At 69.2% G+C, this 24,054-nt stretch carries 24 protein-coding genes and 1 tRNA gene; 19 read left to right on the top strand and 6 right to left on the bottom strand.

Annotated features, from left to right (window positions below; translation table 11 throughout):
* Nucleotides 1–75 precede the first annotated feature (75 nt).
* Genes J7E45_RS11900 through J7E45_RS11885 form a run of 4 tightly spaced genes read left to right on the top strand, consistent with a single transcriptional unit; the run spans nt 76 to nt 3,945 of the window.
* Nucleotides 76–1,536, top strand: a complete 1,461-nt coding sequence (locus tag J7E45_RS11900) for an MFS transporter (protein ID WP_251053647.1) — start codon at nt 76–78, stop codon at nt 1,534–1,536.
* Nucleotides 1,533–2,414, top strand: a complete 882-nt coding sequence (locus J7E45_RS11895; RefSeq protein ID WP_215069396.1) for an NAD(P)-dependent oxidoreductase — start codon at nt 1,533–1,535, stop codon at nt 2,412–2,414. The genes J7E45_RS11900 and J7E45_RS11895 overlap by 4 nt, the downstream gene beginning before the upstream one ends.
* A gap of 56 nt (nt 2,415–2,470) precedes the next feature.
* Nucleotides 2,471–2,875 carry a hypothetical protein gene (locus tag J7E45_RS11890; protein ID WP_215069394.1) on the top strand — a complete coding sequence of 135 codons (405 nt, stop codon included), beginning with the start codon at nt 2,471–2,473 and terminating at the stop codon, nt 2,873–2,875.
* A gap of 44 nt (nt 2,876–2,919) precedes the next feature.
* Nucleotides 2,920–3,945, top strand: coding sequence for an FUSC family protein (locus J7E45_RS11885; RefSeq protein ID WP_215069392.1), 1,026 nt, complete (start codon nt 2,920–2,922; stop codon nt 3,943–3,945).
* A gap of 7 nt (nt 3,946–3,952) precedes the next feature.
* On the opposite strand, the gene J7E45_RS11880 is transcribed toward J7E45_RS11885, so the two are convergent.
* The 3 genes from J7E45_RS11880 to J7E45_RS11870 are packed head-to-tail and all read right to left on the bottom strand — an operon-like array spanning nt 3,953 to nt 5,858.
* Nucleotides 3,953–4,447, bottom strand: a complete 495-nt coding sequence (locus J7E45_RS11880) for a hypothetical protein (protein ID WP_215069390.1) — start codon at nt 4,445–4,447, stop codon at nt 3,953–3,955.
* Nucleotide 4,448: 1 nt separating this feature from the next.
* Nucleotides 4,449–5,054: a dCTP deaminase gene (gene dcd, locus J7E45_RS11875; RefSeq protein WP_091031994.1), complete on the bottom strand. Its 606-nt coding sequence runs from the start codon at nt 5,052–5,054 to the stop codon at nt 4,449–4,451.
* A 9-nt stretch (nt 5,055–5,063) separates the two neighbouring features.
* Nucleotides 5,064–5,858 carry an IclR family transcriptional regulator gene (locus tag J7E45_RS11870; RefSeq protein ID WP_215069387.1) on the bottom strand — a complete coding sequence of 265 codons (795 nt, stop codon included), beginning with the start codon at nt 5,856–5,858 and terminating at the stop codon, nt 5,064–5,066.
* Nucleotides 5,859–5,981: 123 nt separating this feature from the next.
* On the opposite strand from J7E45_RS11870, the gene J7E45_RS11865 reads away from it, so the two are divergent.
* From J7E45_RS11865 to J7E45_RS11840, 6 genes are all read left to right on the top strand, one after another.
* Nucleotides 5,982–7,325 carry an MFS transporter gene (locus J7E45_RS11865; RefSeq protein WP_215069385.1) on the top strand — a complete coding sequence of 448 codons (1,344 nt, stop codon included), beginning with the start codon at nt 5,982–5,984 and terminating at the stop codon, nt 7,323–7,325.
* A 30-nt stretch (nt 7,326–7,355) separates the two neighbouring features.
* Entirely contained in the window at nt 7,356–8,393 is a 1,038-nt protein-coding gene (locus J7E45_RS11860) for a zinc-binding dehydrogenase (RefSeq protein WP_215069383.1), read from the top strand.
* Nucleotides 8,390–9,568 carry an L-rhamnonate dehydratase gene (gene rhmD / locus J7E45_RS11855; protein ID WP_215069381.1) on the top strand — a complete coding sequence of 393 codons (1,179 nt, stop codon included), beginning with the start codon at nt 8,390–8,392 and terminating at the stop codon, nt 9,566–9,568. Before J7E45_RS11860 ends, rhmD begins: the two co-directional genes overlap by 4 nt.
* A 17-nt stretch (nt 9,569–9,585) precedes the next feature.
* Nucleotides 9,586–10,440, top strand: a complete 855-nt coding sequence (locus tag J7E45_RS11850) for a fumarylacetoacetate hydrolase family protein (RefSeq protein ID WP_215069378.1) — start codon at nt 9,586–9,588, stop codon at nt 10,438–10,440.
* A gap of 64 nt (nt 10,441–10,504) precedes the next feature.
* Nucleotides 10,505–10,575 (top strand) — tRNA-Gly (locus J7E45_RS11845).
* Nucleotides 10,576–10,699: 124 nt separating this feature from the next.
* Nucleotides 10,700–11,203, top strand: coding sequence for a hypothetical protein (locus tag J7E45_RS11840; RefSeq protein ID WP_215069376.1), 504 nt, complete (start codon nt 10,700–10,702; stop codon nt 11,201–11,203).
* A gap of 66 nt (nt 11,204–11,269) precedes the next feature.
* Here the strand turns inward: J7E45_RS11840 and J7E45_RS11835 are convergent, their stop codons facing one another.
* Nucleotides 11,270–14,350 (bottom strand): GH32 C-terminal domain-containing protein, encoded by a 3,081-nt coding sequence (locus tag J7E45_RS11835; RefSeq protein ID WP_374225465.1) that lies wholly within the window; start codon nt 14,348–14,350, stop codon nt 11,270–11,272.
* A gap of 134 nt (nt 14,351–14,484) precedes the next feature.
* Nucleotides 14,485–15,525: a LacI family DNA-binding transcriptional regulator gene (locus J7E45_RS11830; RefSeq protein ID WP_251053638.1), complete on the bottom strand. Its 1,041-nt coding sequence runs from the start codon at nt 15,523–15,525 to the stop codon at nt 14,485–14,487.
* A 115-nt stretch (nt 15,526–15,640) separates the two neighbouring features.
* Between J7E45_RS11830 and J7E45_RS11825 the strand changes: the two genes are divergently transcribed.
* From J7E45_RS11825 to J7E45_RS11805, 5 genes are all read left to right on the top strand, one after another.
* Complete coding sequence (locus J7E45_RS11825; protein ID WP_215069374.1) at nt 15,641–16,750, top strand: substrate-binding domain-containing protein; 1,110 nt, start codon at nt 15,641–15,643, stop codon at nt 16,748–16,750.
* A gap of 74 nt (nt 16,751–16,824) precedes the next feature.
* Nucleotides 16,825–17,856 (top strand): ABC transporter permease, encoded by a 1,032-nt coding sequence (locus tag J7E45_RS11820; RefSeq protein WP_167381562.1) that lies wholly within the window; start codon nt 16,825–16,827, stop codon nt 17,854–17,856.
* On the top strand, nt 17,853–18,653 hold the full coding sequence (locus tag J7E45_RS11815; protein WP_091032017.1) for an ATP-binding cassette domain-containing protein: 801 nt from the start codon (nt 17,853–17,855) through the stop codon (nt 18,651–18,653). Before J7E45_RS11820 ends, J7E45_RS11815 begins: the two co-directional genes overlap by 4 nt.
* On the top strand, nt 18,650–18,958 hold the full coding sequence (locus tag J7E45_RS11810) for a putative quinol monooxygenase (protein WP_215069372.1): 309 nt from the start codon (nt 18,650–18,652) through the stop codon (nt 18,956–18,958). The genes J7E45_RS11815 and J7E45_RS11810 overlap by 4 nt, the downstream gene beginning before the upstream one ends.
* Complete coding sequence (locus tag J7E45_RS11805; protein ID WP_215069370.1) at nt 18,955–19,881, top strand: carbohydrate kinase; 927 nt, start codon at nt 18,955–18,957, stop codon at nt 19,879–19,881. The genes J7E45_RS11810 and J7E45_RS11805 overlap by 4 nt, the downstream gene beginning before the upstream one ends.
* Nucleotides 19,882–19,925: 44 nt before the next feature.
* Here the strand turns inward: J7E45_RS11805 and J7E45_RS11800 are convergent, their stop codons facing one another.
* Nucleotides 19,926–20,651 (bottom strand): 2-oxo acid dehydrogenase subunit E2, encoded by a 726-nt coding sequence (locus J7E45_RS11800; RefSeq protein ID WP_215069368.1) that lies wholly within the window; start codon nt 20,649–20,651, stop codon nt 19,926–19,928.
* Nucleotides 20,652–20,768: 117 nt separating this feature from the next.
* Here J7E45_RS11800 and J7E45_RS11795 point away from each other — a divergent pair, with 117 nt between their 5' ends.
* The 4 genes from J7E45_RS11795 (at nt 20,769) to J7E45_RS11780 (ending at nt 24,043) form a co-directional block, all read left to right on the top strand.
* Nucleotides 20,769–22,199 (top strand): MFS transporter, encoded by a 1,431-nt coding sequence (locus tag J7E45_RS11795; RefSeq protein WP_215069366.1) that lies wholly within the window; start codon nt 20,769–20,771, stop codon nt 22,197–22,199.
* Between the two features lie 52 nt (nt 22,200–22,251).
* The gene (locus tag J7E45_RS11790; protein WP_215069364.1) at nt 22,252–22,749 is read left to right on the top strand and encodes a universal stress protein; all 498 of its coding nucleotides are present in this window, start codon (nt 22,252–22,254) and stop codon (nt 22,747–22,749) included.
* A 125-nt stretch (nt 22,750–22,874) separates the two neighbouring features.
* On the top strand, nt 22,875–23,087 hold the full coding sequence (locus J7E45_RS11785) for a heavy-metal-associated domain-containing protein (RefSeq protein ID WP_091032028.1): 213 nt from the start codon (nt 22,875–22,877) through the stop codon (nt 23,085–23,087).
* A complete protein-coding gene (locus tag J7E45_RS11780) occupies nt 23,084–24,043 on the top strand; it encodes a heavy-metal-associated domain-containing protein (protein ID WP_215069361.1) in 960 nt (319 codons plus the stop codon). Before J7E45_RS11785 ends, J7E45_RS11780 begins: the two co-directional genes overlap by 4 nt.
* The last annotated feature ends 11 nt before the right edge of the window (nt 24,044–24,054 follow it).

Here is a 24,054-nt window from a genome sequence, read left to right as displayed (position 1 = left end):
GCGTGACGATCGGCCGCCGAAGAACGGCGCCGCGGGGCGGATGACCGCCTGCTCCGACGTCACGAAGGGCACCCCATGACGCACACCCCCGAGCGCACCGCCACCGCGGGGAGCTGGCGCGAACTCCTCGGCAGTCGCTACGCCCCGATCGCCTCGGTCCTCGCCGGAGGCGTGCTGCTCGAGGCGAGCAACGTGTATCTCACCACCAGCCTGCTCCCCACGATCGTCGGCGACATCGGCGGCGCGGAGTTCTACGCGTGGACGATGATGACCTTCCTCCTGGCATCGGTCGTCAGCTCGATGATGGTGAGCCGGATTCTCACGCAGCAGGGCGCCGTGCGCGCCTACCTGCTCGCACTCGGCCTGTTCGCGCTCGGCTCGCTGCTGTGCGCGGCGAGCCCGTGGATGTGGGCGCTGCTCTCCGGCCGCGCCGTGCAGGGCCTCGGCGGCGGACTGCTCGCAGGGCTCGGCTACGCACTCATCCAGCGCGCCCTGCCCGAGCGTCTCTGGGCTCGAGGCGCCGCCCTCGTCTCGGCGATGTGGGGCGTCGGCAACATCGTCGGCCCCGTCGTGGGTGGCGTGTTCGCGCAGCTGGACGCCTGGCGGGTGACGTTCGTCGGTCTCGCCGTCGTCTCCGCGCTGATCGGCATCGTCGTGGTGCGCGCCCTGCCGAGGACCGCCCGAGCCCGCTCGAGCGAATCGGTGCCGTGGGGGTCCCTCGTGCTCCTCTCCGGCGGCGTCGCCGCGGTGGGCATCGCGAGCGTCGTCCCCAGCGGTCTCGGCACCGGGGTCGCCATCGTGGTGGGCGTCGTCCTGGGCGCATGGTTCCTGCGCCACGAGCGCCGCGGGCGCACCGGCATCCTCCCCCGCATCACGTTCGCCCCCGGCTCCTCGCTGGGCTGGGTCTACGTCACGGTCGCGGTCCTGGCCTTCGCGATCGGCACCGAGGCGTTCATCCCGCTCTTCGGCCAGGAGATCGGTGGACTGATGCCGTTCGTCGCCGGCCTGCTCGGTGCCGCCCTGTCCCTCGGCTGGTCGATCACCCAGGTGTTCACGGCCAACGCCACCGGCATCCGCTCGCGCCGCGTGCTCATCACCCTCGGCCCGGTCGTCGTCGCCGCCGGCCTCGCCGCGTACGGACTGCTGCAGCATGAGGGCCCCTCCACCGTCGTGATCGCACTCTGGTTCGCGACGCTGTTCCTCGCCGGTGCCGGCATCGGCCTGGGTTTCCCACACCTGACCGTCGCCGCGCTCGGCAGCACGTCGGGCGAAGAGGAAGGCGCCAAGGCAGCCGCAGCGGTGAACACGGTCTTCATCATCGCGAGCGCGTTCAGCTCGGCGATGGCCGGAGTCCTCGTCAACCTCGCGATGCCGGACGTCGTGGATGCCGCCCGCCTGCTGATGCTCGTGTTCGCGGGCGTCACCGTTCTCGGCGCCTTCGTCGCGCGCGGCGCGAGCTGGGGCATAGGAATCACCCGCGACGACGAGCAGCCCACCACCGCGACCTCAGAGCGACCGAACGGAACGAGCGCATGAACACGAACATGAACAGCAGCACACGGGTCACCGTGATCGGCCTCGGTGAGATGGGCTCCGCGATCGCGAAGGCCCTTCTCGACCGCGGTCACTCCACGACCGTCTGGAACCGCTCCGCGAGCAAGGCCGACCCGCTGACCGCGGCCGGCGCCGAGGTCGCCCCGACGGCAGCGGATGCCGTGGCGGCGAGCCCGCTCGTCATCGTCTGCCTGCTCGACAGCGGCGCGGTCGATGCGGTCCTCGGAACACTCGACGCGACGGTGGAGGGAAAAGTCATCGTGAACGTCACCAGCGGCTCCCCCGCGCAGGCACGGAGCAACGCGGACTGGGCCCGCACGCGCGGCGCGAAGTACGTGGACGGGGGCATCATGGGAGACCCGTCGGATGTCGGCAGACCGAACTTCCTGTTGTCGTTCAGCGGCGATCGCGACGGCTTCGACGCTCACCGCGAGGTGTTGGAAGACCTCGGCACCCTCACCTACTACGGCGAGGATGCGGGGCTCGCTGCCGTCGAGTTCCTGGCTCAGGTGGCCGTCGGCTACGAGTTCCTCCTCGGCCTGCTGCACACGTTCGCGCTCGTGAAGGCGGAGGGCGCCGACGTCGAGGGGTTCGCCGACCGCGTCGCCGGGTCGGTCGGCGGCTACGTGCCGCTGGTGCAGGCCTTCGGCACCGCCGTCGCGAGTGGGGAGTACGGGCCCGACCTCGGTTCACTCACCGTGCAGGCCGCGCTGATGGACGACCTGATCAGCCACCGCGAGTCCCTCGGCGTCGACACCCTGCGCATGCGCGAGGTCAAGCGTCTGATGGACCGCCGGATCGCGGACGGCCACGGCGACCAGGGGTTCTCGAGCCTGTTCGAGCTGCTCGGCCACGCGTGAGCGAAATCACCCACTTCACACACCAACGAGATCCGCACCAACGATACGGAGAATCCATGATCCCCTTCGGCCCTCAACTCATCGGCCAGACGGAGAAGGCGCTGAACGCCCTGCTCCAGAGCGTCCTCGTCGACCGCGACCTCACCGAACGCGAGTGGGTGACGCTGAGACTCGCCTCGCAGTTCGACGGCCCGGGCGCGCTCGACGCCTTCGTCGCCGAGCGGCTCCACGACCCGGATGCCGGCCGCCTCACCGCCGCTCTGCGCGACCGCGGGCTCCTCACCGACGCTGCACTCACTCCCGCGGGCAGCGCCCTGGTCGCCGAGATCGGCCAGGAGATCGCCGCCCTCACCGCACCCCTGTGGCACGGGATCGAAGACGAGGATGCGGAGACTGCGACCCGCGTGCTGAACGTCGTCCTCGAACGGAGCCTGACGCTCCTGCGCACGACGCACGCGTAACCCCTCGGCTTCGGCCCGGCCGCTGTCGGACGTAGGCTGGATCGGTGGCGGATTCCCAGGGACGAGTGTGGACAGGTGTCCTGCGCGTCGGACCGCACCGGGGCGATCACCGGGTGGCGCTCCGGGCCGCGATCAGCGTGGCGGTGCCCCTCCTCGTGCTGTGGATGCTGGGGCGCCTCGACCTGAGCATCTACGCCAGCTTCGGCGCCTTCGCCGCGCTGTACGGCCGCCACGACGTGTTCCGCGACCGCATCCGGATGCAGGCGAGCGCCGGCGGAGTCCTGCTCGCCGCGATGCTCATCGGCACCGCGCTCTCGGTCGTGTCCGCTCCTGCCGCCGTCAGCGTCCTCGTGCTGGCCGTCATCGCATCGGCCGTCACCCTGCTCGCGTACACGATGAGATGGCACCCGCCCGGGCCGCTGTTCCCGGTGTTCGCGGTCGGCGCCTGCGCCACCATCCCCGCGACGGCAGCCTCTTTCGGCGACGTGCTCCTGGTCGGCGGCGCGAGCGTACTGTTCGGGCTGGCCGTCTCCGCGATCATCGGCCTGCTCACGCGCGGCACGCAGGAGGCGCCTCCCCGGTCCCGGCAGCCTGTGGGACCGATCGCGTGGGAGATGGCCGCAACCGTCGCCGTCGCGATCGTAGGTGCGGGCTTCGCGGGATTCCTGATCATGGACTCGCACTGGTACTGGGCGGCGGTCGGCGCGGTCGCCGCAGTCAGCGGCCCCCAGCTCAACGCCCGCGTGATCCGCGGTATCCAGCGCCTCGTCGGCACCCTGCTCGGCATCCTCGTCGCGGCGGGAGTCCTTGCGATCGATCTGCCGCCGCTCGCCGTCATCGCACTCGTGGTGCTGCTGCAGGCGGCCGCCGAGCTGTTCGTCGGCCGCAACTACGGCATCGCGATGGTGTTCATCACCCCGCTCGCCCTGCTGATGGTGCACCTCGCCGCGCCGACACCGGTCGACGTGCTCCTGCAGGACCGCGCGATCGAGACCGTGATCGGCGTCGCCGTCGGCACCGTGGTCGCCGTGGCGTCGGCGGCGCTCCGTCGGCGGCAGTCGAAACCCTGACTCGGCGTCAGACCAGCAGCGCGAGGACGGACTGCGGCACGACCGCTCCGCCCGCGAAGGGCAGCCCGACCGTGTTCAGCAGCACCACGATCACGACGATCGCGGCGACGAGCAGCAGGAACAGGAACGCGAAGATCACGGCGACGAACCCGCCGTAGCCGCCGGACGTCGGAACCTCGGGCGCGACCGACGGCTGCGCCCAGTCCTCGGCCACCGCGGCCGGCGCCTCGCCGTCGAGGATGCGGGGCGTCGGGCGCACCCGGTCGGAGCGACGCAGCGTGTCCGGCGGAGGCGGCGGGATCACGACATCCGCATCGGGGATGTCGGCCGACGGCGGCGGCGTGAGCAGTCCCTCGGGGATCGGTATCTCGGGCGGAGGCGGCGGAATGACGGCGTCGGCGGGCGGGATCAGCGCCTCCTCGGTGGCCAGCGCCTCCTCGGGGACCGCCGTCTCCTCGGGGGTGACCGGCTGTTCCGGGGTGGTACCGCTGCCGTCCGTCATGTCAGCCTCCGACTGCTCCGATGTCGGTCACGCCGACATCCGTCCGATGGAAATTCTGGAACGACCGCGAGGCCGTCGGTCCGCGCTGCCCCTGGTACCGGTTGCCGTAGGGACCGGAGCCGTACGGGTTCTCGGCGGGCGAGGTGAGCCGGAAGAAGCAGAGCTGCCCGATCTTCATGCCCGGCCACAGCTTGATCGGCAGGGTCGCGACATTCGCGAGCTCGAGCGTCACGTGCCCGGTGAACCCCGGGTCGATGAAGCCGGCCGTCGAGTGCGTGATGAGTCCGAGGCGCCCCAGCGACGACTTGCCCTCGAGGCGGGCGGCGATGTCATCCGGCAGGGTGACCTGCTCGTAGGTCGCGCCGAGCGCGAACTCGCCCGGGTGCAGGATGAACGGCTCCTCCGGGTCGACCTCGATCAGACGCGTGAGCTCCGGCTGGTCGACCGACGGATCGATGAACGGATACTTGTGGTTGTCGAACAGCCGGAAGTAGCGGTCCAGGCGCACATCGATGCTCGACGGCTGGACCATCCCCTGCTCGTGCGGTTCGAGGCCGACGCGGCCGGATGCGAGTTCTGCCTTGATGTCGCGATCACTGAGAAGCACGGCCCCAGCCTAGTTGCCGATGCTGATCCCCTGGAGATGCATGTCCTGGCGCAGGCGGAGGACCGTGCGCCGCAGCGGCTCGACCATGGAGTGCGGCCAGCGCTCGTCGGTGCGGCTGGTCGGCATCGTCACGCTCAGCGCGGCAGCAACGCCCGTCTCTTCCGGCCAGGTGAGCGGCATCGCCACGCAACGGCATCCGTCGATGAACTCCTCGTCATCCACGAAGAAGCCCACATCCCGCCCCTTCTCGATGACCGTGAGGATCTCGTCCGGGTCGGTGATCGTGCGGGCCGTCAGGCGCGGGATCGCGACCTGGTGCAGGCGGCGCATGACGTCATCGTCGTCGAGCGTGCTCAGCAGCGCCTTGCCGATGCCGGTCGCGTGCGCGTGGAGTCGCATCCCCACGTTCGACGCCAGGCGCATGGGGTTCGGCGACGGACTGATCGCGATGTAGACGTTCTCCACTCCGTCGAGACGAGCCATCTGCACGGTCTCCCCGGTCTCGTCGGTGAGAGCGCGCATGAGCGCCGGCCCGGCCTCGAGCAGCAGGCGGTGTCCGTCGTAGCGCTGCCCGATCTGCCAGGCCTTGAGGCCCAGCGAATAGCGCTTGCTCACCGGGTCGACTTCCACCCATCCGGCGTCGACGAGGGTGCGGAGCAGGCCGTGCGCGCTCGATCGCGGCAGCCCCAGCGCCCCGAGGAGTTCCGGAAATGTCTGGGTGTCGGTCGCGGCGAGGTGCTCGATGATCTCCAGGGCCCGACCGGCGGATTTCACGGCACTCGGCGCCTGCGCGATGTCTGTCATGTCTCCCCCGGAGATGAATTGTGTCCGACGCGAACGTGTGTCACACTATCGCGCGTTCAGGTCTGAGACATCAGATTCACATACGTGAACGCATTGGATTCCCTCGTCAATGGAGATGCACCGATGTCCACCCAGTCCCCCGCGCGGCCCGAACTCGCCGCGATCGTCCGCAAGGTCACGCTCCGGCTGATCCCGATCCTGCTCCTGATGTACATCCTGGCCTTCCTCGATCGGGCCAACCTCGGATTCGCGAAGGCCGCCTGGCAGGCCGACACCGGGATCTCGGATGCCGCCTACGCGCTCGGCGCCGGCATCTTCTTCCTCGGCTACGCGGTCTTCGAAGTGCCCTCGAACCTCATCATGCGCAAGGTCGGAGCCAAGATCTGGCTCGCGCGCATCATGATCTCGTGGGGCATCGTCTCCTCGCTCATGATGTTCGCCACGAACGAGTGGATCTTCTACATCCTGCGCGTTCTGCTCGGCATCACCGAAGCCGGCTTCTTCCCCGGCGTCATCCTGTTCCTCACCTACTGGATCCCGCTCAAGTTCCGCGCCCGCGTGAACGGCCTGTTCTACTTCGGCGCACCGCTCGCCTTCATCTTCGGCGGACCGATGTCGGGCATGCTGCTCGACCTCGACGGCAAGGTCGGCCTCCACGGCTGGCAGCTCATGTTCCTGGTGACCGGCATCCTCACGGTGATCATCGGCATCGTCGCGTTCTTCTACCTCGACAACGGCCCGAAGGACGCGAAGTGGCTGAGCGAGGGCGAGCGCTCGACGCTCCTGGACGCACTCGAGGCCGAGGACTCGGCGAAGGAGAACCACTCGCCGCGGGGCGCCCTGCGCGCGCTCGCCAACCCGGTGGTGCTGTACTTCGCCGCGATCTACCTCACGATCCAGATGAGCGTCTACGGGGTGACCTTCTATCTGCCCACCCAGATCGCCACGATCGTCGGCAAGCCCGTCGGTCTCGAGGTCGGCCTGCTGACGGCCGTGCCGTGGACCTTCGCACTGATCGTCACCTTCGTGCTCTCCCGCCTCGCGGACAGCACGGGTCAGCGCCGCCTGATCGCCACGTGCGCCCTCGCCGCGGCCGGCGTCGGCATCGTGCTCTCCGCCGTCATCCAGGATCCGCTGATCGCCCTGGCCGCGCTCAGCGTCGGTGCGGCGGGGTTCATCTCGGTGCAGCCGGTGTTCTGGACGCTGCCGACGTCGTTCCTCCTGGGAGCGGCGGCCGCGAGCGGTATCGCGCTCATCAACTCACTCGGCAGCCTCGGCGGCTTCCTCGCGCCGGTCCTGAAGAACTGGGCGGACACCACGTTCGGCGACAGCGCCGGACTCATCATCCTGGCCGCGATCGCCCTGGTCGGCGCCGGCCTCATCGCCCTCAGCAAGGTCGTCAGCCCGACCGTCCGCGAGACGGACGGCGTCGGACTCGCCACGACCCCCACCGCCCGCCAGCGCTGACCACGCCCGGCAGAACAAGGAGAAACGCCCATGCGCGAGCTCGTCCTCACCGAGATCGGACGCCTCGACGTCCGTGAAGCACCGATTCCGCAGCCCGCCCCCGGCGAGGCACTCATCCGGGTGGCCGCGACCGGGATCTGCGGATCCGACGTGCACGGCTACACCGGCGAGAACGGACGCCGCTTCCCCGGGCAGGTGATGGGGCACGAGTCGAGCGGGACGATCGCCGCGCTCGGTGCCGGTGTCGACGAGCTCGCGGTCGGCACGGCGGTGACGTTCAACCCCGTCATCGTGCCCGCCGAGGATGCGGCGGGTTACGCCGGGCGCGAGCAGCACCATCCCGGCAAGCATGTGATCGGGGTGGCGAAGGACATCCCCGCCGCGTTCGCGGACTACGTCGTCGTCCCGGCACGCAACGTGGTGGCGCTCCCCGACGGCCTGCCGATCGAATTGGGTGCGCTGATCGAGCCGCTCGCGGTGGCCGTGCACGCCGTGCGCCGCCTCCCGGCCGGGAGCCTCGGGCGCGTGCTCGTGATCGGCGGGGGCCCGATCGGCCAGTCCATCGTGATCGCCCTGCGCGACGCGGGTGTCGGGACGATCATCGTGAGCGAGATGGATGCTGCGCGCCGCGAGCTCGCCCGGCGTCTCGGCGCCGAGACGATCGATCCGGCGGACGGTCCGGTCGCGGATCAGCTCCGTGCCGGCGGCGGGCTCGCCGACGCCGCACTCGACGCGGTGGGGATCACCCCGACGCTGCGGGACGCGTTCACCAGCACGACGCTCGGAGCCCCGATCTGCCTGGTCGGGATGGGGGCTCCGCAGGTGACCATCGATGCGTTCCTGGTCAGCACCGAGGAGCGCTCGCTCATCGGCAGCTTCACCTACGGATCCGACGACTTCGCCGATGCCACCGAGATCATCGGCGCCGACCCCGACGTCTACCGCGCGCTGATCAGCCGCGAGATCGACGTCGCCGATGCAGACACCGCCTTCTCCGCCCTCGCGGCGGGCGACGGCACCCCGGGCAAGGTCCTTGTCCGATTCGACCGAGAGGAAGAGACACGATGACCGGCACCCCCACCATCCGCGAGGTCCGCGCCTACACCGTGCGCGGCGGCGGAGCGGACTACCACGACCAGGGCGCCGAGCACTGGATCGACGATCACATCGCGACGCCGATGAGCATCTACCCCGAGTACCGGCAGTCGCGGCAGAGCTTCGGCATCAACGTGCTCGGCACCCTCGTGGTCGAGATCGAGGCGAGCGACGGCACGGTCGGGTTCTCGGTGACGACCGCCGGCGAGATCGGCGCGTTCATCGTCGAGAAGCACCTGGCGCGCTTCCTCGAAGGCCGCAAGATCACCGACATCGAGCGCATCTGGGATCAGATGTACAAGTCGACGCTCTATTACGGGCGACGCGGAGTGGTGCTCAACGCCATCAGCGGCGTCGACCTCGCGCTCTACGACCTGCTCGGCCGTGTGCGACAGGTGCCCGTCTTCGAACTGCTGGGCGGCCCCGTGCGCGACGAGCTGCAGTTCTACGCGACCGGTGCGCGCCCCGACCGCGCGAAGGAGCTCGGCTTCATCGGCGGCAAGATGCCGCTGCACCACGGCCCCGCCGAGGGCGAGGAGGGGCTTCGCAAGAACATCGCACAGCTGGCCGATATGCGCGAGAAGGTCGGCGACGACTTCTGGCTCATGCTGGACTGCTGGATGTCGCTCGACGTCGAGTACGCGACGCGCCTCGCCCACGCCGCCGCCGAGCACGGGCTGAAGTGGATCGAGGAGGCGCTCATCCCCGACGACTACTGGGGATACGCCGAGCTGCGCAAGCGCGCACCCTCCACCGTGCTCGTCACGACCGGCGAGCACGAGGCGACGCGGTGGGGATTCCGGCAGCTGCTCGAGACCGGCGTCGACCTGATCCAGCCCGACGTGGGATGGTGCGGCGGCATCACCGAGCTGCTGAAGATCTCGGTCCTCGCCGACGCGCACGGCACCATGGTCGTTCCGCACGGATCGTCGGTGTACTCGTACCACTTCGTCGTGACGCGTACGAACAGCCCGTTCGCGGAGTTCCTCATGATGCACCCGACCGCCGAGGAGGTCGTGCCGATGTTCTCGCCGATGCTTGTGGGCGAGCCCGTGCCGGTCAACGGCCGACTCAAGGTTCCGGAGACTCCCGGCTTCGGCGTCGAGCTCTCCGACGCCATTGACAAGCACCGCCCCTACACGCACTGACCCTGGAGACACGACACATGGAATTCCTCCGACTCGGCGCGGCCGGCGCCGAACGACCGGCCGTGCGCCACGACGGTCGCATCCACGACCTGACGCCCCTCACCGGCGACATCGACGGCGCGTTCCTCTCCCGCGACGGGATCACCCGCACGCGGGAGGCGCTCGCGGCGGGTGAGCTCCCCCTGTTCGACGGCGCCGAGGCACTGCGCGTCGGTGCGCCGATCGCGCGCCCGATGGCGGTGCTGTGCATCGGGCAGAACTACGCCGCGCACGCCGCGGAATCCGGCGACGCCCCGCCCACCGTGCCGATCCTCTTCCACAAGCACCCCAACACGATCGTCGGCCCGTTCGACGACGTGCTGATCCCGCCGGGAGCCGAGAAGGTGGACTGGGAGGTCGAGCTCGGCGTCGTGATCGGTACCACCGCCCGCTACCTCGCGAGCCCGGAGGAGGCGCTCGCACACGTGGCCGGATACGTCGTCTCTCACGACGTCTCCGAACGGGCGTTCCAGGTGGAGCAGTCCGGTGGGCAGTGGTCGAAGGGCAAGAACGCCGAGACCTTCAATCCGCTCGGCCCTGCACTCATCCCCGCCGATGAAGTCGATCCCCAGGCGCTGCGGCTCTGGTCGACGGTGAACGGCGAGGCGCGTCAGGACTCGAACACCGCCGACATGATCTTCACCGTGGCGCAGATCGTGCACCACCTGTCGCAGTACCTCGTGCTCGAGCCGGGCGACCTCATCAACACCGGCACCCCGCAGGGAGTCGCGCTCTCCGGACGCTTCCCCTACCTGCGCGCCGGCGACGTGGTCGAGATCGGCATCGACGGACTCGGGAGCCAGCGACAGCGCCTGGTCGACGCGCGACGCTGAGTCGCACTTTGGCCAACGCCCGTGTGCCAGGTAGGCTTGCCCTCACCTGCTCTCGGGCGGGTTCGGGACTGTAGTTCAATGGTAGAACTTCTGCTTCCCAAGCAGATAGCGCGGGTTCGATTCCCGTCAGTCCCTCTCTTCCTCTTCTCCCCTCCTCGACGCCCGCGGATTCGCTCAGATCGCGCAGGATTCGCGCGCACAGCGCCGACTTCCCCCACTCCGCGCCGGCGGCCGTCATCACGCTTCTACGTTGATGCGCGTGACCGACGAGAACACGAAGAACCGGGACGTTTCGCGCCGCACGCTCGTCAAGGGCGCCGCATGGTCCGTCCCGATCATCGCCGCAGCTGTGGCGACCCCGCTCGCGGCGGCATCGTTCACCGACGTGGGCGCCTTCGCCATCCGCGGCAACTGTGGCGTGCTCGGCATCCTCGGACCGGGCTTCCTCCTTCAGGCCGGACCGACCGCCCCTTTGCCCGTCGGCACCACCGTCACCATCATCGGCTCCGGTATCGCGAACATCGGAGCCTTCGGCGCCACCGGGGGCACCGCCAACATCGCGGTCCTCTCCGGCTCGAGCAGACTGATCACTCTCACCGCGGAAGTGCCCGCCGGCGCGACGATCGCCTTCCGCACCACACTGTCGATCACCGTCACGTTCCAGCTCAACGCCGTCGCGACCCTGCCCACGGGCTACAGCGGCTCCAACGCCAAGGCGGCCGGCAGCGTCAGCTCCACCCTCGTCCTCTGCTCGGGCAGCTGACCGGAGCGCCGCAGTCCGGCGGCGTGTGGGACGCAGATTCACTACGCCCCACACGCCGCCACGGCATCAGCGGAGGCGACTCCGGATGCGGTGCCGCAGAAGTGCCGCGCCGGTGAGCACGGTCAGGACGCCGGCCGCCAGCAGCATCCACGGCTCGGCACCGGTGTTCGCCAGACCGCCCGGCAATCCACTGCCGTCACCGCCCGGGTCCCCGACCGCACCGCCGCCGGTCCCGCCGCTTCCCCCGCCGGTTCCGCCACCGGTCCCCCCGCCGTCTCGGGCGGTGACCGTCAGCGGCGCCGACACCTCGGTGCCATCCGCTCGCAGCACCACGAGCGTGTGCGACCCGACCGGTGTGGCCGCGGGGATCGTCACCTGCTGACGGAACTCTCCGTTCCCGTCGGCCGTCGCCGCCCCGAGCGAGACCGGATCCGACCTCAGCTCGAGCTTCACACCGGCCCCGGCCTCGAACCCGGTGCCCGAGACGGTGACCGTGCCACCGGCCTTCACCGTCTTACTGCTGAGCGTGATCGCCGCCTCGTCGACGGGATCGGGCACCTGCCACATGGTGGGCGTGAGCGGCGTGACCGTGATGTCCTCGATGGTGGCCACGCCGCCGCGCGACCAGGCGGAGACAGCCGTGGCGCCCGCCTCGGGGAACACCTGATCGGTGATCGACAGCATCCCGTCGTCGGTGAACAGCTCGACGGATGCCCGATCCAGGTAGATCTCGAGTGTGACCGTGCCGTCGTCATCGAGCGCAAGCGGAGCGTCGGATATCGAGGCGAACGACGGGTGGAAGCCGACGTTGCCGGAGTTCGTCCGGTCGACGAAGAGCCTGCCCGATCGGGTGTCGTAGCCGATCTGCGTGCCCTTCTTCCCATCGGAGAACACCGTGATCCCCGCCGCATCCGCGTCGCCCGGGCGCAGCGTCACATCGAGCTTCGCCACCTCGGCGGTCAGCCCCAGCGCCGTGTCACCGTCAACCGCGACATCGCTGAGAGCCTTGGCCGCCTTCGTGTCGAGCTGCCCCTCGATCTGCGAGACCACCTGCTGGCGCAGCCGCGGCCCGTCTGCCGTGTCGGTCAGCACGACCTCTCGCGGCAGGCTCATCGAGCTTCGCCACGTCGAAGTGGGGATGTCGCCGGCGTAGTCCCAGTTGTTCATCCAGCCCTGCATGATCCGCGATCCGGACGGAGTGCCGGAGTACGACACCGAGGCGTAGTAGTCACGCCCCCAGTCGAGCCAGTCATAGCCCTCGAGGGCGGTCGGCACCGGCGCGTCCGAGAAGGTCACCTGGTCGAACAGGAGGTGCCCCCACCCCTGCCTGTTGTTGTCGACGGCGCGGATCGTCGCCTGCGTGCCCCGGAACTCCTCGACATCCCACGACGCCCAGTCGAGGTTCTCGCTGTTCGAGCCGGTGGCGCTGCGCACCACCTCGCCGTCGACGATCAGGTTCACGCTCGTCTCGCTCGACCGCTTCTTCGACTCCTCGTCGCCGATGACCAACTGGTCGAACGTCAGATGGCCCCAGCCGCCCGTCGCCTCGTCGCGGATGCGCAGCTGCGCGTCGCGGCCCTCGAACTCGGACACGTCCCACGAGACCCAGTCGAGCTCACCGCCGTCGCGTCCGGTCGCGGAGCGCACCGCCTCGCCGTCGACGACCAGCTCCGCCTGGAGCGTTCCGTCGTCCCGGCGACCGCCGCCGATCAGGAACGACGCGTAGTCGCCGTCGATCGTGAACGTCGGCGAGGTCATCGTGCCGACGTTCGCGTCGCCGTTGGGGCCGCCCTCGAAGGTGTTCACGCGCTTTTCGCCCAAGTAGTACTCCCCGCCCTGCGTCGCGGGGTTCCGCGTCGGGTCCACGGCGAAGTCACCCTCCAGCTCCCAGCCCGTGCTCTGCAGCGTCTCCCCCTCGGGCAGCTCGAAGTCGAAGATCGTCCGACCCGCCGGCGGCTCATTGCCGATCTGGCCACCCGGGACATGCGGATGCTTGCCGCCGCCGACGAGCAGGTTGATGTAGTCGTCCTCGACGGTGAACTCGGGTGACTCCAGGGTTCCGATCGCCCAGTCGTGGTCGAGGAAGCTGTTCGCGAGCCCCTCCCCGACGAATCCCGTGACCGGGCTCTGGCCCTCCAAGGCACCCGCGGCCGGCGCACTTCCCCACGGCCCGTTCGCCCAGTTGCCGGGCTCGTTGGACGCGGTCCAGCCGTCGTAGTCGCCGTCGTCGAAACCCGCAAACGTCGTGCCGGCAGGAACCTCGGTCGGCCCGTCCGTGGTCTCCGAGGTGAAGGTCACGCCGTCGAACTCGCCGACGAAGTGCTGCCCTCCGCTTCCACCGTTGACCGCACCGGGGTTGAGATTGACCACCATGACCCACTTGGTGTTCTCCGGGTCGCCGTCGACCGGCAGCTCGAACAGGTCGGGGCATTCCCAGATGCCGGCCGTCGAGTTCGCGGGTCCGAAGTCGGAGAGGTGCTCCCACGACTTGAGGTCGGTGCTCTTGTACAGGACCACCTTGTGGTCGAGCGCCTCGACCACGGTCATGACCCAGTACGAACCGGCCGGGCCGTCGTACCAGAACACCTTCGGGTCGCGGAAGTTCGCCGAGTTCCGATCCAGCACGGGGTTGCCGGCGTACTTGGTCCACGTCTGTCCGTCATCGAGGCTGTACGCGAGCGACTGAGCCTGGAGCCCCGCATGCTCCGGATGCTTGGCCGTGTACGCGGAGGTGTAGATCGCGACGAGCGGCTTCGATCCGGCGGGACCGAACCCCGCCGAGTTGGCCTCGTCGACGACGATCGACCCCGAGAAGATGTCCTCGATGGAGTCGCCGTCCTCATCGAACGTCTGCCCGATCGCCAGCGGCTGCTCCTCCCAGTGCAGCAGATCCGACGATGTGGCGTGCCCCCAGCTCATGTTCCCCCACCGGGTTCCGGCCGGGTTGTGCTGGAAGAAGAGGTGATACGTGCCGTCGACGTAGATCATGCCGTTCGGGTCGTTCATCCAGTTCTTCTCGGGCGAGAAGTGGATCAGCGGACGGTACTGCTCATCCCCCGGCTGAGGTTCGGCGGCCGCTGCGGGGAGCACGCAGCCGAGTGCCAGCATCGCGCTCACCGCCCCGCCGATGATGATGCTTCCGGGCATGCGGGACTGCGTCCGACGCGGACGTCTGGGTTCAGGCAACAGTTCGCTCTCCTTCGTGCGATCAGGGGATTGACATCGATGTCAACCGTTGATGCAGGAGCTTAGGGGGTCGCCGCCGAGAAGCGCAACAGCGATCAGGAGGTCGACTGCGGAGCGATCTCGCCGCTTCCTCGCGGGATCAGCGCGACCGGGACGACGGTCTTCGCCGGGGCATCGTCGTCGTCACCGAGGAGGGCGAACAGCCTCTCCGCCGCCAAAGTTCCCATGCGCTGCGGGTCTTGCGCGACCACGGTCACACCCGGATCCATGAGGTCGGCAAGCGCGACGTCGTCGAAGCCGACGAGGGCGGTCGACCGGGAGAGACCGGCGGCCCGGAGCGCGTGCACGGCCCCGATCGTGATGAGGTTCTGCGCACTGAAGACGGCGGTGGGCGGGGCGTCCGACGCGAGGAGATCGGCGAGCGCGGCCTGCGCATCCTCCGCATCGCGCAGACCCGTGACGATCAGCTCCTCCGCCACCGGCACCCCGGCCTCGGCCAGCGCATCGAAGTAGCCCTGCCGACGCTCGCGGGCGGTGATGAGGTCGAGCCGGTCGGTGAGCAGCGCGATGCGCCGATGCCCGTGCGCGAGCAGGTGCGCCGTCGCGGCCGCTGCCCCCGCCCGGTTGTCGCTGGCGACGCTGTCGACCTCGGGCTCCACCGGCTCGCGGTCGATGTAGACGACGGGCAGACCGCGCTCGCGGAGCAGGGGCAGATACTCGGGGTGATCGCTGGCCGTGGTGAGGATCAGCCCGTCGACGCGGCGCTGGAGGAATGCCCGCACGGCCTCCGACTCCCGCCCGGCATCGTCATCCATGCTCGAGGCGAAGACGGCCACGCCGCGGGCGGAGGCGATGTCTTCCACAGCCCGATGGATGGCGCCGGCGAACGGGTTGTCCACACTTCCGACCAGGAGCCCCAGGGTGCGGGTGCGCCCATCGGCGCGGCGCAGACTCCCCGCCTGCAGGTCGAGCTGGTAGTCGAGTTCGCGAACCGCGTTCCACACCCGTTCCGCGGTGGCCTCGGTCACGTTCGGCTCGTCGTTGATCACGCGGGACACCGTCTTGACCCCGACGCCTGCAAGCGCGGCGACGTGCTTCATCGTCGCGCGGGGCCGGTGTGCCGGAGTTGTCGACATCGATGTCACGCTTGAGTCTCATTTCCTGAAGGGTGACTTGACTCTACTTCAGCGATCGACTAGAACTGCCCTTGACATCGTTGTCAACCGGGCGACGACGGCCGAGAGGAACTCAATGACGAAGCACACCCCACGATTCACCCGCGCCGTTCTGGCCGCGGTCTCGGTGTCGGCAGGTCTCGCGCTGACGCTGACCGGCTGCTCCGGCGGCACGAACGCCGGCGGCGGTTCCGACGACGACACGATCGGCGTCTCGCTCATCGTGAAGACCAACTCCAACCCGTTCTTCGTGGCGATGCAGGACGGCGCCAAGGCTGCGGCCGAGAAGGACGGCGTCTCGCTCACCCTCGCCGCCGGCAAGGAAGACGGCGATGAGGACACCCAGATCCAGGCCATCGAGGCCGCGATCTCCAAGGGCGACAAGGGCATCCTGATCACCCCCAACGGCCCGGCCGTGCTCGACGCGATCGACAAGGCCCGCGACGCGGGGATCTTCGTGATCGCCCTCGACACCGCACCCGACCCCGCCGACGCCGTGGACATCACGTTCGCGACCGACAACTTCCTCGCCGGCCAGTACATCGGCCAGTGGACCGCGGCGACGCTCGACGGTGAAGACGCCGTGATCGGAATGATCGACCTGTTCGACGACAAGGCCGTGAGCGTGGACTACAACCGCGATCAGGGCTTCCTCGACGGCATGGGCATCGAGCTCGGCGACGACCAGGTCAACGGCGACGAGGAGTCCGACGGCTCCTACAGCGGCGGCAAGGGCGGCTCGTACACGATCGTCGGCAACGAGGCGTCGCAGGGCGCCGAAGACGGCGGTCGTACCGCGATGGAGAACCTCCTCGCCAAGAACTCCGACATCAACGTCGTCTACACGATCAACGAGCCCGCCGCCTACGGCGCCTACCAGGCCCTCGAAGCCGCCGGCAAGAGCAAGGACGACGTCCTGATCGTCTCGATCGACGGCGGCTGTGCCGGTGTCGGCCAGGTCGAGGACGGGATCATCGACGCGACGAGCCAGCAGTACCCGGTGAAGATGGCCGAGCTCGGCGTCCAGGCGATCGTCGACCTCGTCAACGACGGCACGAAGCCGGAGAACTCCGAGGGCCTCGACTTCTTCAACACCGGGGTCGAGCTCGTGACCGACCAGCCCGTCGACGGCGTGAAGTCGATCGACACCGCCGAAGCCTCCGGCATCTGCTGGGGCGGCGAGTAAGCAGTACTCCTGCGGATGCCGCGGGCCGCACACCGGTCCGCGGCATCCCCGGAACGACCTATGGAAGTGACATCGTGACGCAAACAGCCCCCACATCCTCTCTGGATCTCGCCGCCGAGTTCCTCGACCACCGCACGCCGGTGGATCGCGTCCGCGGCGTCCTGCACCGATACCCGGCGATCAGCCCCGCCGTCGTGCTCGTCATCGCCGTCATCGTGTTCGGCGCGATCAACCCCCGCTTCTTCGCCGCAGCGAACCTCTCGCTCGTGCTCGACCAGGTCTCGGTCGTCGGCACCGTCGCCATCGCGCAGACCCTGATCATCCTCACCGCGGGCATCGACCTGTCGGTGGGCGCGCTGATGATCGGCACCTCGATGGTGATGGCGCAGACCGCCGCGAACAACGGCCTCCCCGCGCCCATCGCCCTGCTCGCCGGACTCATCGCCGCCCTCGCCGCGGGAGCCCTGAACGGTCTGCTCGTCACCCGCGTGAAGCTGCCTCCGTTCATCGCGACCCTCGGCACGTTCAACGTCTTCATCGCCCTGACACTGCTCTACAGCGGCGGCCAGACGATCCGGAAGTCGGACATGCCGGAGCTGCTCACCTGGACCGCCACCGCGCTGCCGATCGGCGACGTCCGCCTCACCGTGGGCGTGCTGATCATGCTCGCGCTGTACGCCCTCGTCGCGTACATCCTCGGCCGCACCGCCTGGGGTCGCCACGTCTACGCCGTCGGCGACGACGCGGATGCTGCACGCCTTGCTGGCATCTCGACCAAGAAGGTGCTGTTCAGCGTCTACATCGCGGCCGGCGCCATCCTCGCCGTCGCCGCCTGGATCCAGATCGGCCGCTCGGGCGCAGCCAGCCCCAACGCCGGCGCCGACCTCAACCTCGACTCCATCACCGCCGTCGTGATCGGCGGGACCTCGCTGTTCGGCGGCCGCGGCATCATCTGGGGCACCCTGCTGGGCGCGATCATCGTCGGCGTCTTCCGCAACGGCCTCTTCCTCGCCGGCGTCGACGGTCTCTACCAGACCCTCGCGATCGGCATCCTCGTCATCGTCGCGGTCGCCATCGACCAGTGGATCCGAAAGGTACGCAAATGAGCCAGACAGCGGAAACCCTCTCGCCGGCACCGACCCCCACCGGCGTTCCCGTGCTCGAGGCCAAGCGCCTCGTGAAGACGTTCGGCCGCGTGGTCGGTCTCGATGGCGTGAGCCTGCAGCTGCACGCCGGCGAGGTCCTCGCGATCATCGGCGACAACGGCGCCGGCAAGTCGACGCTGATCAAGTGCCTCACCGGCGCGTACATCCCCGACGAGGGACAGCTGCTCCTCGACGGACAGCCGGTGCAGTTCAAGGGACCCCAGGATGCGCGCAACGCCGGGATCGAGACGGTCTATCAGAACCTCGCCGTCTCCCCCGCGCTCGACGTCGCCGCCAACCTGTACCTCGGGCGCGAGCGCCGCAAGCCCGGCATCCTCGGCTCTGTGTTCCGCGCGCTCGACACCGCCGGCATGCGCAAGGATGCCCGCGACCAGGTGCTGAAGCTCGGGATCTCCACGCTGCAGGACGTGACCGTCTCGGTCGAGAACCTCTCCGGAGGTCAGCGTCAGGCCGTGGCCGTGGCGCGAGCGGCGGCCTTCGGCTCGAAGGTGGTCATCCTCGACGAGCCGACCGCGGCCCTGGGCGTGCGCGAGTCGAACCAGGTGCTCGAGCTGATCGAGAACCTGCGCGGCAACGGCGTGCCCGTCATCCTCATCTCCCACAACATGCCGCACGTGTTCCAGGTCGCCGACCGCATCCACATCCAGCGCCTCGGCAAGAAGGCCGCGACCATCACGCCGCAGTCGCACAGCATGACCGATGCCGTGGCCATCATGACGGGAGCAGCGCAGGCATGAGCGACAGCCAGGTCGTCCTCTCCGCCGAGTTCACGGCGCTGCCCGCCGCGGCCGACGAGGTCGACGCCCTGATCCAGGAGTACGCGGAGACGGTGCGGGCCGAACCCGGCAACGAGACCTTCGAGGTGTACCGCCGGGCCGACGACCCGGACCGCTTCGTCGTCTTCGAGCGGTACCGGGACCGAGAGGCGTTCGACGCGCACCTCGGTGCGGAGGCCGGGCGCGCGTTCAACGCCGCGCTCGTGCCGAAGATCGTCGAACCGCAGAGCATCCTCTCCTTCCTGACGCCCACCGGGCGTTCATGAGCCGTCACGTCCTCGTCATCGGAGAAGCTCTCGTCGATGTCGTCCATCGCGGATATGGACGCATCGACGAGAGCCCAGGTGGGAGCCCCGCCAATGTCGCCCTCGCCCTCGGTCGCCTCGGCGACACCGCGCACTTCCTGACCCAGCTCGGCGACGATCCGCACGGCGATCAGGTGCGCGCATGGCTGCACAAGGCAGGGGTCCGGGTCACCTCTTCGGCGACGACGAAGACGGCGACCGCGACCGCGCACCTCGACGAATCCGGTTCGGCCCGCTACGAGTTCGACATCTCCTGGTCGTTGGCCGCGGCCGGGGCCGCACACGGCGACCGCGTCGGAATCGTGCACACCGGATCCATCGCCGCCCTGATGGATCCCGGGGCCGCGGTCGTGCGCGCGCATCTCACGGCGATGCGGGAGACATCGTTGATCACGTACGACCCCAACGTGCGTCCAGCACTTCTCCCCGACCGTCGTCGGGCCGTCGCCGACGTGGAGAGCTTCGTGGCCCTCGCCGACCTCGTGAAAGCCAGCGACGAAGATCTCGCGTGGCTGTATCCCGACGTCGACCCTCTCGACGTGGCCCGGTCGTGGCTGCAGCAGGGGCCGTCGGTGATCGTGGTCACGAAGGGCGCGAGCGGTGCCTTCGCCGTGGCCCGCGACGGCGTGACGCATGTTCCCGGCCGGCAGGTGGAGGTCGTGGACACGGTCGGGGCGGGTGACACGTTCATGAGCGCGCTCATCCACGGTCTCCTCGATCTCGGCCTCGATTCGGCGGAGTCGCGTGAGAAGCTGCGTCGCATCGACGGCAGCTCGCTGGCCGAGCTCCTCCGCTTCAGCGCGCGCGCCGCAGCGGTCACGGTCTCCCGACCGGGGGCGGATCCGCCCCTGCTCGGCGAGCTCGCCACGCTGACGCCGGGCTGACCCGGGAGCCTCCCGGGCTCACCGACTCCGCCGAGACGTCCGGGTCAGGCTCGACGAAGTCGGTCGGGCCGCTCGAGGATGCCGGTGAGGGTGGCGAGGAACCTCGCCGCGAGAGCACCGTCGATGATCCGATGATCGGCGGTGAGGGTGTACGTGAGCAGTCGGCGAGCGACGGCTTCGCCCTCGACGAGCGCGACGTGTTCGGTCACCGCACCGACGGCGAGCACTGCGCCCTGGGGCGGGATGATCAGCGCGGTGAAGTGCTGGATGCCGAACATCCCGAGGTTGCTGAGGGTGAAGGTGCCATCGCTCAGGTCGGCGAGTTGGAGCTTGCGCTCCTTCGCCCGCGCAGCGAGGTCACGGGTCCTGCGTGAGATCTCGGTGACCGAGTCGTGGTCGACGTCGTGGAGCACCGGGATCATCAGCCCCGAGGGCGCGTCCACGGCGACACCGATATTGATGCGGTCATGAAGGAGCACCTGTCCGCGGCCCTCGTCCGAGTAGCTGGCGTTGATCTCGGGATGATCTGCGAGAGCCAGCGCTACAGCGCGCACGAGGAAGGCGTTCACGGAGAGCCTCTGCCCGGTGGGGGTCAGCTCCTGGTTGAACTCTTCTCGCAGGCTCAACAGCGCATCGACATCCGCCGTGGCGGTCACGGTGAAGCTGGGTATCGCCGCGCTCTCGGTGACGGTTCGCGCGATGGCGCGACGCATCGGGTCGAACGCGACAGCGCGCGTGCCGCGCCGGTCGGCCGAGGTGGTGTCGATCATCGTGTGCCTCCTGCACGTTCGGTCGGGCGTCTTCGCGGTGTCGAGCACCCCTACCCCCTATGGGTATAGGCTACACCGCGACCCGGACATCCCGGCGAGCTTCCAGGAGGAACGACCATGTCCACATCCCGACCCCTGTCACCCGCGAAGCGGTGGCTCGGCCTCGTGCTGATAGCCACCGCGCAATTCGTCGTGATCATGGACACATCGATCATCGGCGTCGCCCTACCCGACATTCAGAGGGCTCTCGGCTTCACCCCCGAGTCGCTGTCCTGGGTGTTCAACGCCTACGTCGTCGCCTTCGGCGGCCTGCTCCTGCTGGGCGGACGCCTCTCCGACGCATTCGGCGCCCGCAAGATCTTCGTGCTCGGCTGGATCGTCCTCATCGTCGGCTCGATCATGGCCGGGGCCGCCGGCAACGTCGGCGTCGAGATCGCCGGACGCGCCATCCAGGGTGCCGGATCCGCGATGATCGCCCCCGCAGCTCTGACCCTGCTCATGATGCTGTTCGGCGGAACCTCCGACCTCCCCAAGGCGTTCGCGGTCTACGGCGCCGCCGCACCCATCGGCGGCACGGCCGGTGTCTTCCTCGGCGGAGTCCTGACCGAGTACGTGAGCTGGCCGTGGGTGTTCTACGTCACCGTGCCGATCGCGCTCCTCGTGCTCGCCTTCACCGGCACCGCCCTCCCCCGCACCGTCCGCAAGGCATCGGGCTCGATCGACATCGGCGGAGCGGTCACGGTGACCCTGGGACTCGCGGCCGTGGTCTACGCCGTCGTCAACGCGCCGGAGATCGGTTGGCTCACCTGGTCGACCCTGGGGATGCTGGCGGCCGGCATCGTCCTGCTGCTGATCTTCTTCCTCATCCAGGCCCGCAGCCGCAACCCGCTGCTGCGCCTCGGACTGCTGCGCGCCCCGCTTCTCGGAGCGGCGAACATCGCCCAGCTGATGCTCGGCGCCGCCTGGGTGTCGATGTGGTTCTTCCTGAACCTCTACCTGCAGCAGGTGCTCGGTGCGAGCGCATTCGCCGCCGGTGCCGCACTGCTGCCGATGACCGGACTGGTCGTGCTCGTCATGATCGCGCTGGCACCCCGACTTCAGGAGCGGTTCGGCGCCAAGGCGCTGATCGTCAGCGGACTCCTCCTGCTGGCCGGCGGACTGGCGTGGCTCGCCTTCATCCGACCGGACGGCACCTACGCCGTCGACGTCCTGCCCGCCTCGCTGCTCGCCGCTCTCGGTATGTCGCTGGCTTTCGTCCCGTCGCTCGGCACCGCCATCAACGCGGCGCCTCCGGCGGAGACCGGCGTCGCCTCCGGACTGGTCAGCACCAGCTACCAGATCGGATCCGCGCTCGGGCTCGCCGTGCTCACGGCGATCGTCTACGGCATCGCCGGGCACGACTCGACCACGGTCGAGCTCACCCAGGGATACTCCGCCGCCTTCATCGGCGCGGCGATCCTCGCCCTGCTGGGAGCGATCATCACGGCGATCGCCATGAGGAAGCCTCGGGCAGCGGCCTTCGTCTCCGAGGAGTCGGTATCGGCCTGATCCCCGACTCTCCGACGACGACCAGTGACCCCTGACCCGTAAGGAAAGAACCATGTCCACCCTGAAAGTACTCATCGCCTACGACGGCTCACCCAACGCGCAGAGCGCCATGCACACCGTCGCCGGCCTCTTCCCCGGCGCGACCGCGGTGCTGTTCTACGCCCGTCAACCGTTGGAAGGCTTCGCGGCGCACCTCGAGGGCCATCCGGCTCTGGAGAGCCTGCAGGGCCTCGACGCCGCGGCACTCGACGTGTCGGAGAAGATCGCCGCCGACGGTGCGCAGCTCGCCCGCGACCTCGGACTGCAGGCGGAGCCGCTCATCTCGTCGACGATGGCCACCGCCTCCGAAGCGATCGTGGATGCCGCCGAGGAGCTCGACGTCGACCTGATCGTGCTCGGCTCCCGAGGGCTGCGCGGAATCAAGGCGACGCTGCTGGGGAGCACCTCGGCGAACGTGCTGCACCACGCCACCCGCCCCACGCTCGTGATCCCCTCGGATGACGTGGCGGATGCGCGTCGCCGGACACGGAGCACGACACCCGCGTCGTAGAACACCCCCGACCGCCGACCCGGCCGGGTCCACACAACGGATCCGGCCGGTTGAGGAATACCCCTCATGGGTATACCGTTATCACTGATACCCGGTACGGGTACTGATCGAGAAGAGGATACGCGATGACCACGAACGAATTCCAGGTGACCGGGATGACCTGCGGACACTGCGAGATGTCGGTCCGCGAAGAGGTCGCCGAGGTCCCGGGCGTCGAAGACATCCAGGTGAGTGCGCAGACGGGCGTGCTCCTCGTCACCGGTTCCGACTCCGTCGATGACGCGCAGATCCTGGCCGCCGTCGCCGAGGCCGGGTACTCGGCGGTGCGGAAGGCATGAACGCCGGGGCGCGGCTCGCCCTGTACGGGGCGGGGGTGGTGGTGGCGTTCGGCGCGGCATTCGGCCTCGCCCAGGCCATCAACCCCCCGAGCGTTGTCAGTGAGTGGACGAAAGGTACGGAGATGGAAGAGCACGGAGCACACGGCGCAGCCGCGACCACGGAGGATGCGGCGAGCGCGGCGGCGGACACCCTGAAGGGACTCTCGCTGAGCCTCGAAGGATACGCACTGTCTCCGGTCGCGGCACCGGCGGGGGCGGACGAGCCCGGCGAGCTGAGCTTCCAGATCCGCGACGCGCACGGCACCCCGGTCACGGAGTACACGACCGCGCACGACAAGGACCTGCACCTGATCGTGGTGCGCTCAGACGGAAGTCAGTTCCGGCACGTGCACCCCATGCTGGACGAGGCCACGGGCACGTGGTCGCTGCCGTGGGAATGGGACGCCGCCGGCACCTACCGCGTCTTCGCCGACTTCACGCCGGCCGGCGCGAACGCACCGTCGCTCACCCTCACACAGACCGTGCAGGTCGCCGGCGAGTTCACACCCGTCACGCCCGAGCCGACGCAGGTCGCCGAGGTCGACGGCTTCACCGTGTCGCTCGACGGGGCACTCGAAGCCGGATCCGCGAGCGACCTGACCTTCACCCTCACGAAGGACGGCACTCCCGTGACCGGCCTCGAGCCGTATCTCGGTGCCTTCGGCCACCTGGTCGCGCTGCGCGAGGGCGACCTCGCCTACCTGCACGTGCATGCCGCGGGTGACGAGCCGAAGGCCGGGGAGACCTCCGGTCCGGAGATCGCGTTCGCCGCCGAGGCCCCGACCGCGGGCCGCTACCTGCTGTACCTGGACTTCCAGGTCGACGGCACGGTGCACACCGCCGAGTTCGTGCTCGATGCCACCCCGGCAGGGGACGCACCGGCATCCGACGACGACGCGCACGACGACGGCCACTGAGCCTCGCACGA

The sequence above is a fragment of the Microbacterium sp. ISL-59 genome, assembly GCF_018613945.1.
GTDB lineage: Bacteria > Actinomycetota > Actinomycetes > Actinomycetales > Microbacteriaceae > Microbacterium > Microbacterium oxydans_B.
Note: the sequence above shows the minus strand (reverse complement) of the source record. Positions and strands in the feature narration are given on the sequence as shown.

Bases quoted from the DNA above. Each gene is read 5' to 3' on its own strand.
- J7E45_RS11900 (WP_251053647.1), top strand. From the start codon at position 76: ATGACGCACACCCCCGAGCGCACCGCCACCGCGGGGAGCTGGCGCGAA.
- J7E45_RS11895 (WP_215069396.1), top strand. From the start codon at position 1,533: ATGAACACGAACATGAACAGCAGCACACGGGTCACCGTGATCGGCCTC.
- J7E45_RS11890 (WP_215069394.1), top strand. From the start codon at position 2,471: ATGATCCCCTTCGGCCCTCAACTCATCGGCCAGACGGAGAAGGCGCTG.
- J7E45_RS11880 (WP_215069390.1), bottom strand. From the start codon at position 4,447: ATGACGGACGGCAGCGGTACCACCCCGGAACAGCCGGTCACCCCCGAG.
- J7E45_RS11870 (WP_215069387.1), bottom strand. From the start codon at position 5,858: ATGACAGACATCGCGCAGGCGCCGAGTGCCGTGAAATCCGCCGGTCGG.
- J7E45_RS11865 (WP_215069385.1), top strand. From the start codon at position 5,982: ATGTCCACCCAGTCCCCCGCGCGGCCCGAACTCGCCGCGATCGTCCGC.
- J7E45_RS11860 (WP_215069383.1), top strand. From the start codon at position 7,356: ATGCGCGAGCTCGTCCTCACCGAGATCGGACGCCTCGACGTCCGTGAA.
- rhmD (WP_215069381.1), top strand. From the start codon at position 8,390: ATGACCGGCACCCCCACCATCCGCGAGGTCCGCGCCTACACCGTGCGC.
- J7E45_RS11850 (WP_215069378.1), top strand. From the start codon at position 9,586: ATGGAATTCCTCCGACTCGGCGCGGCCGGCGCCGAACGACCGGCCGTG.
- J7E45_RS11835 (WP_374225465.1), bottom strand. From the start codon at position 14,350: ATGCCCGGAAGCATCATCATCGGCGGGGCGGTGAGCGCGATGCTGGCA.
- J7E45_RS11830 (WP_251053638.1), bottom strand. From the start codon at position 15,525: ATGTCGACAACTCCGGCACACCGGCCCCGCGCGACGATGAAGCACGTC.
- J7E45_RS11825 (WP_215069374.1), top strand. From the start codon at position 15,641: ATGACGAAGCACACCCCACGATTCACCCGCGCCGTTCTGGCCGCGGTC.
- J7E45_RS11815 (WP_091032017.1), top strand. From the start codon at position 17,853: ATGAGCCAGACAGCGGAAACCCTCTCGCCGGCACCGACCCCCACCGGC.
- J7E45_RS11810 (WP_215069372.1), top strand. From the start codon at position 18,650: ATGAGCGACAGCCAGGTCGTCCTCTCCGCCGAGTTCACGGCGCTGCCC.
- J7E45_RS11805 (WP_215069370.1), top strand. From the start codon at position 18,955: ATGAGCCGTCACGTCCTCGTCATCGGAGAAGCTCTCGTCGATGTCGTC.
- J7E45_RS11800 (WP_215069368.1), bottom strand. From the start codon at position 20,651: ATGATCGACACCACCTCGGCCGACCGGCGCGGCACGCGCGCTGTCGCG.
- J7E45_RS11795 (WP_215069366.1), top strand. From the start codon at position 20,769: ATGTCCACATCCCGACCCCTGTCACCCGCGAAGCGGTGGCTCGGCCTC.
- J7E45_RS11790 (WP_215069364.1), top strand. From the start codon at position 22,252: ATGTCCACCCTGAAAGTACTCATCGCCTACGACGGCTCACCCAACGCG.
- J7E45_RS11785 (WP_091032028.1), top strand. From the start codon at position 22,875: ATGACCACGAACGAATTCCAGGTGACCGGGATGACCTGCGGACACTGC.
- J7E45_RS11780 (WP_215069361.1), top strand. From the start codon at position 23,084: ATGAACGCCGGGGCGCGGCTCGCCCTGTACGGGGCGGGGGTGGTGGTG.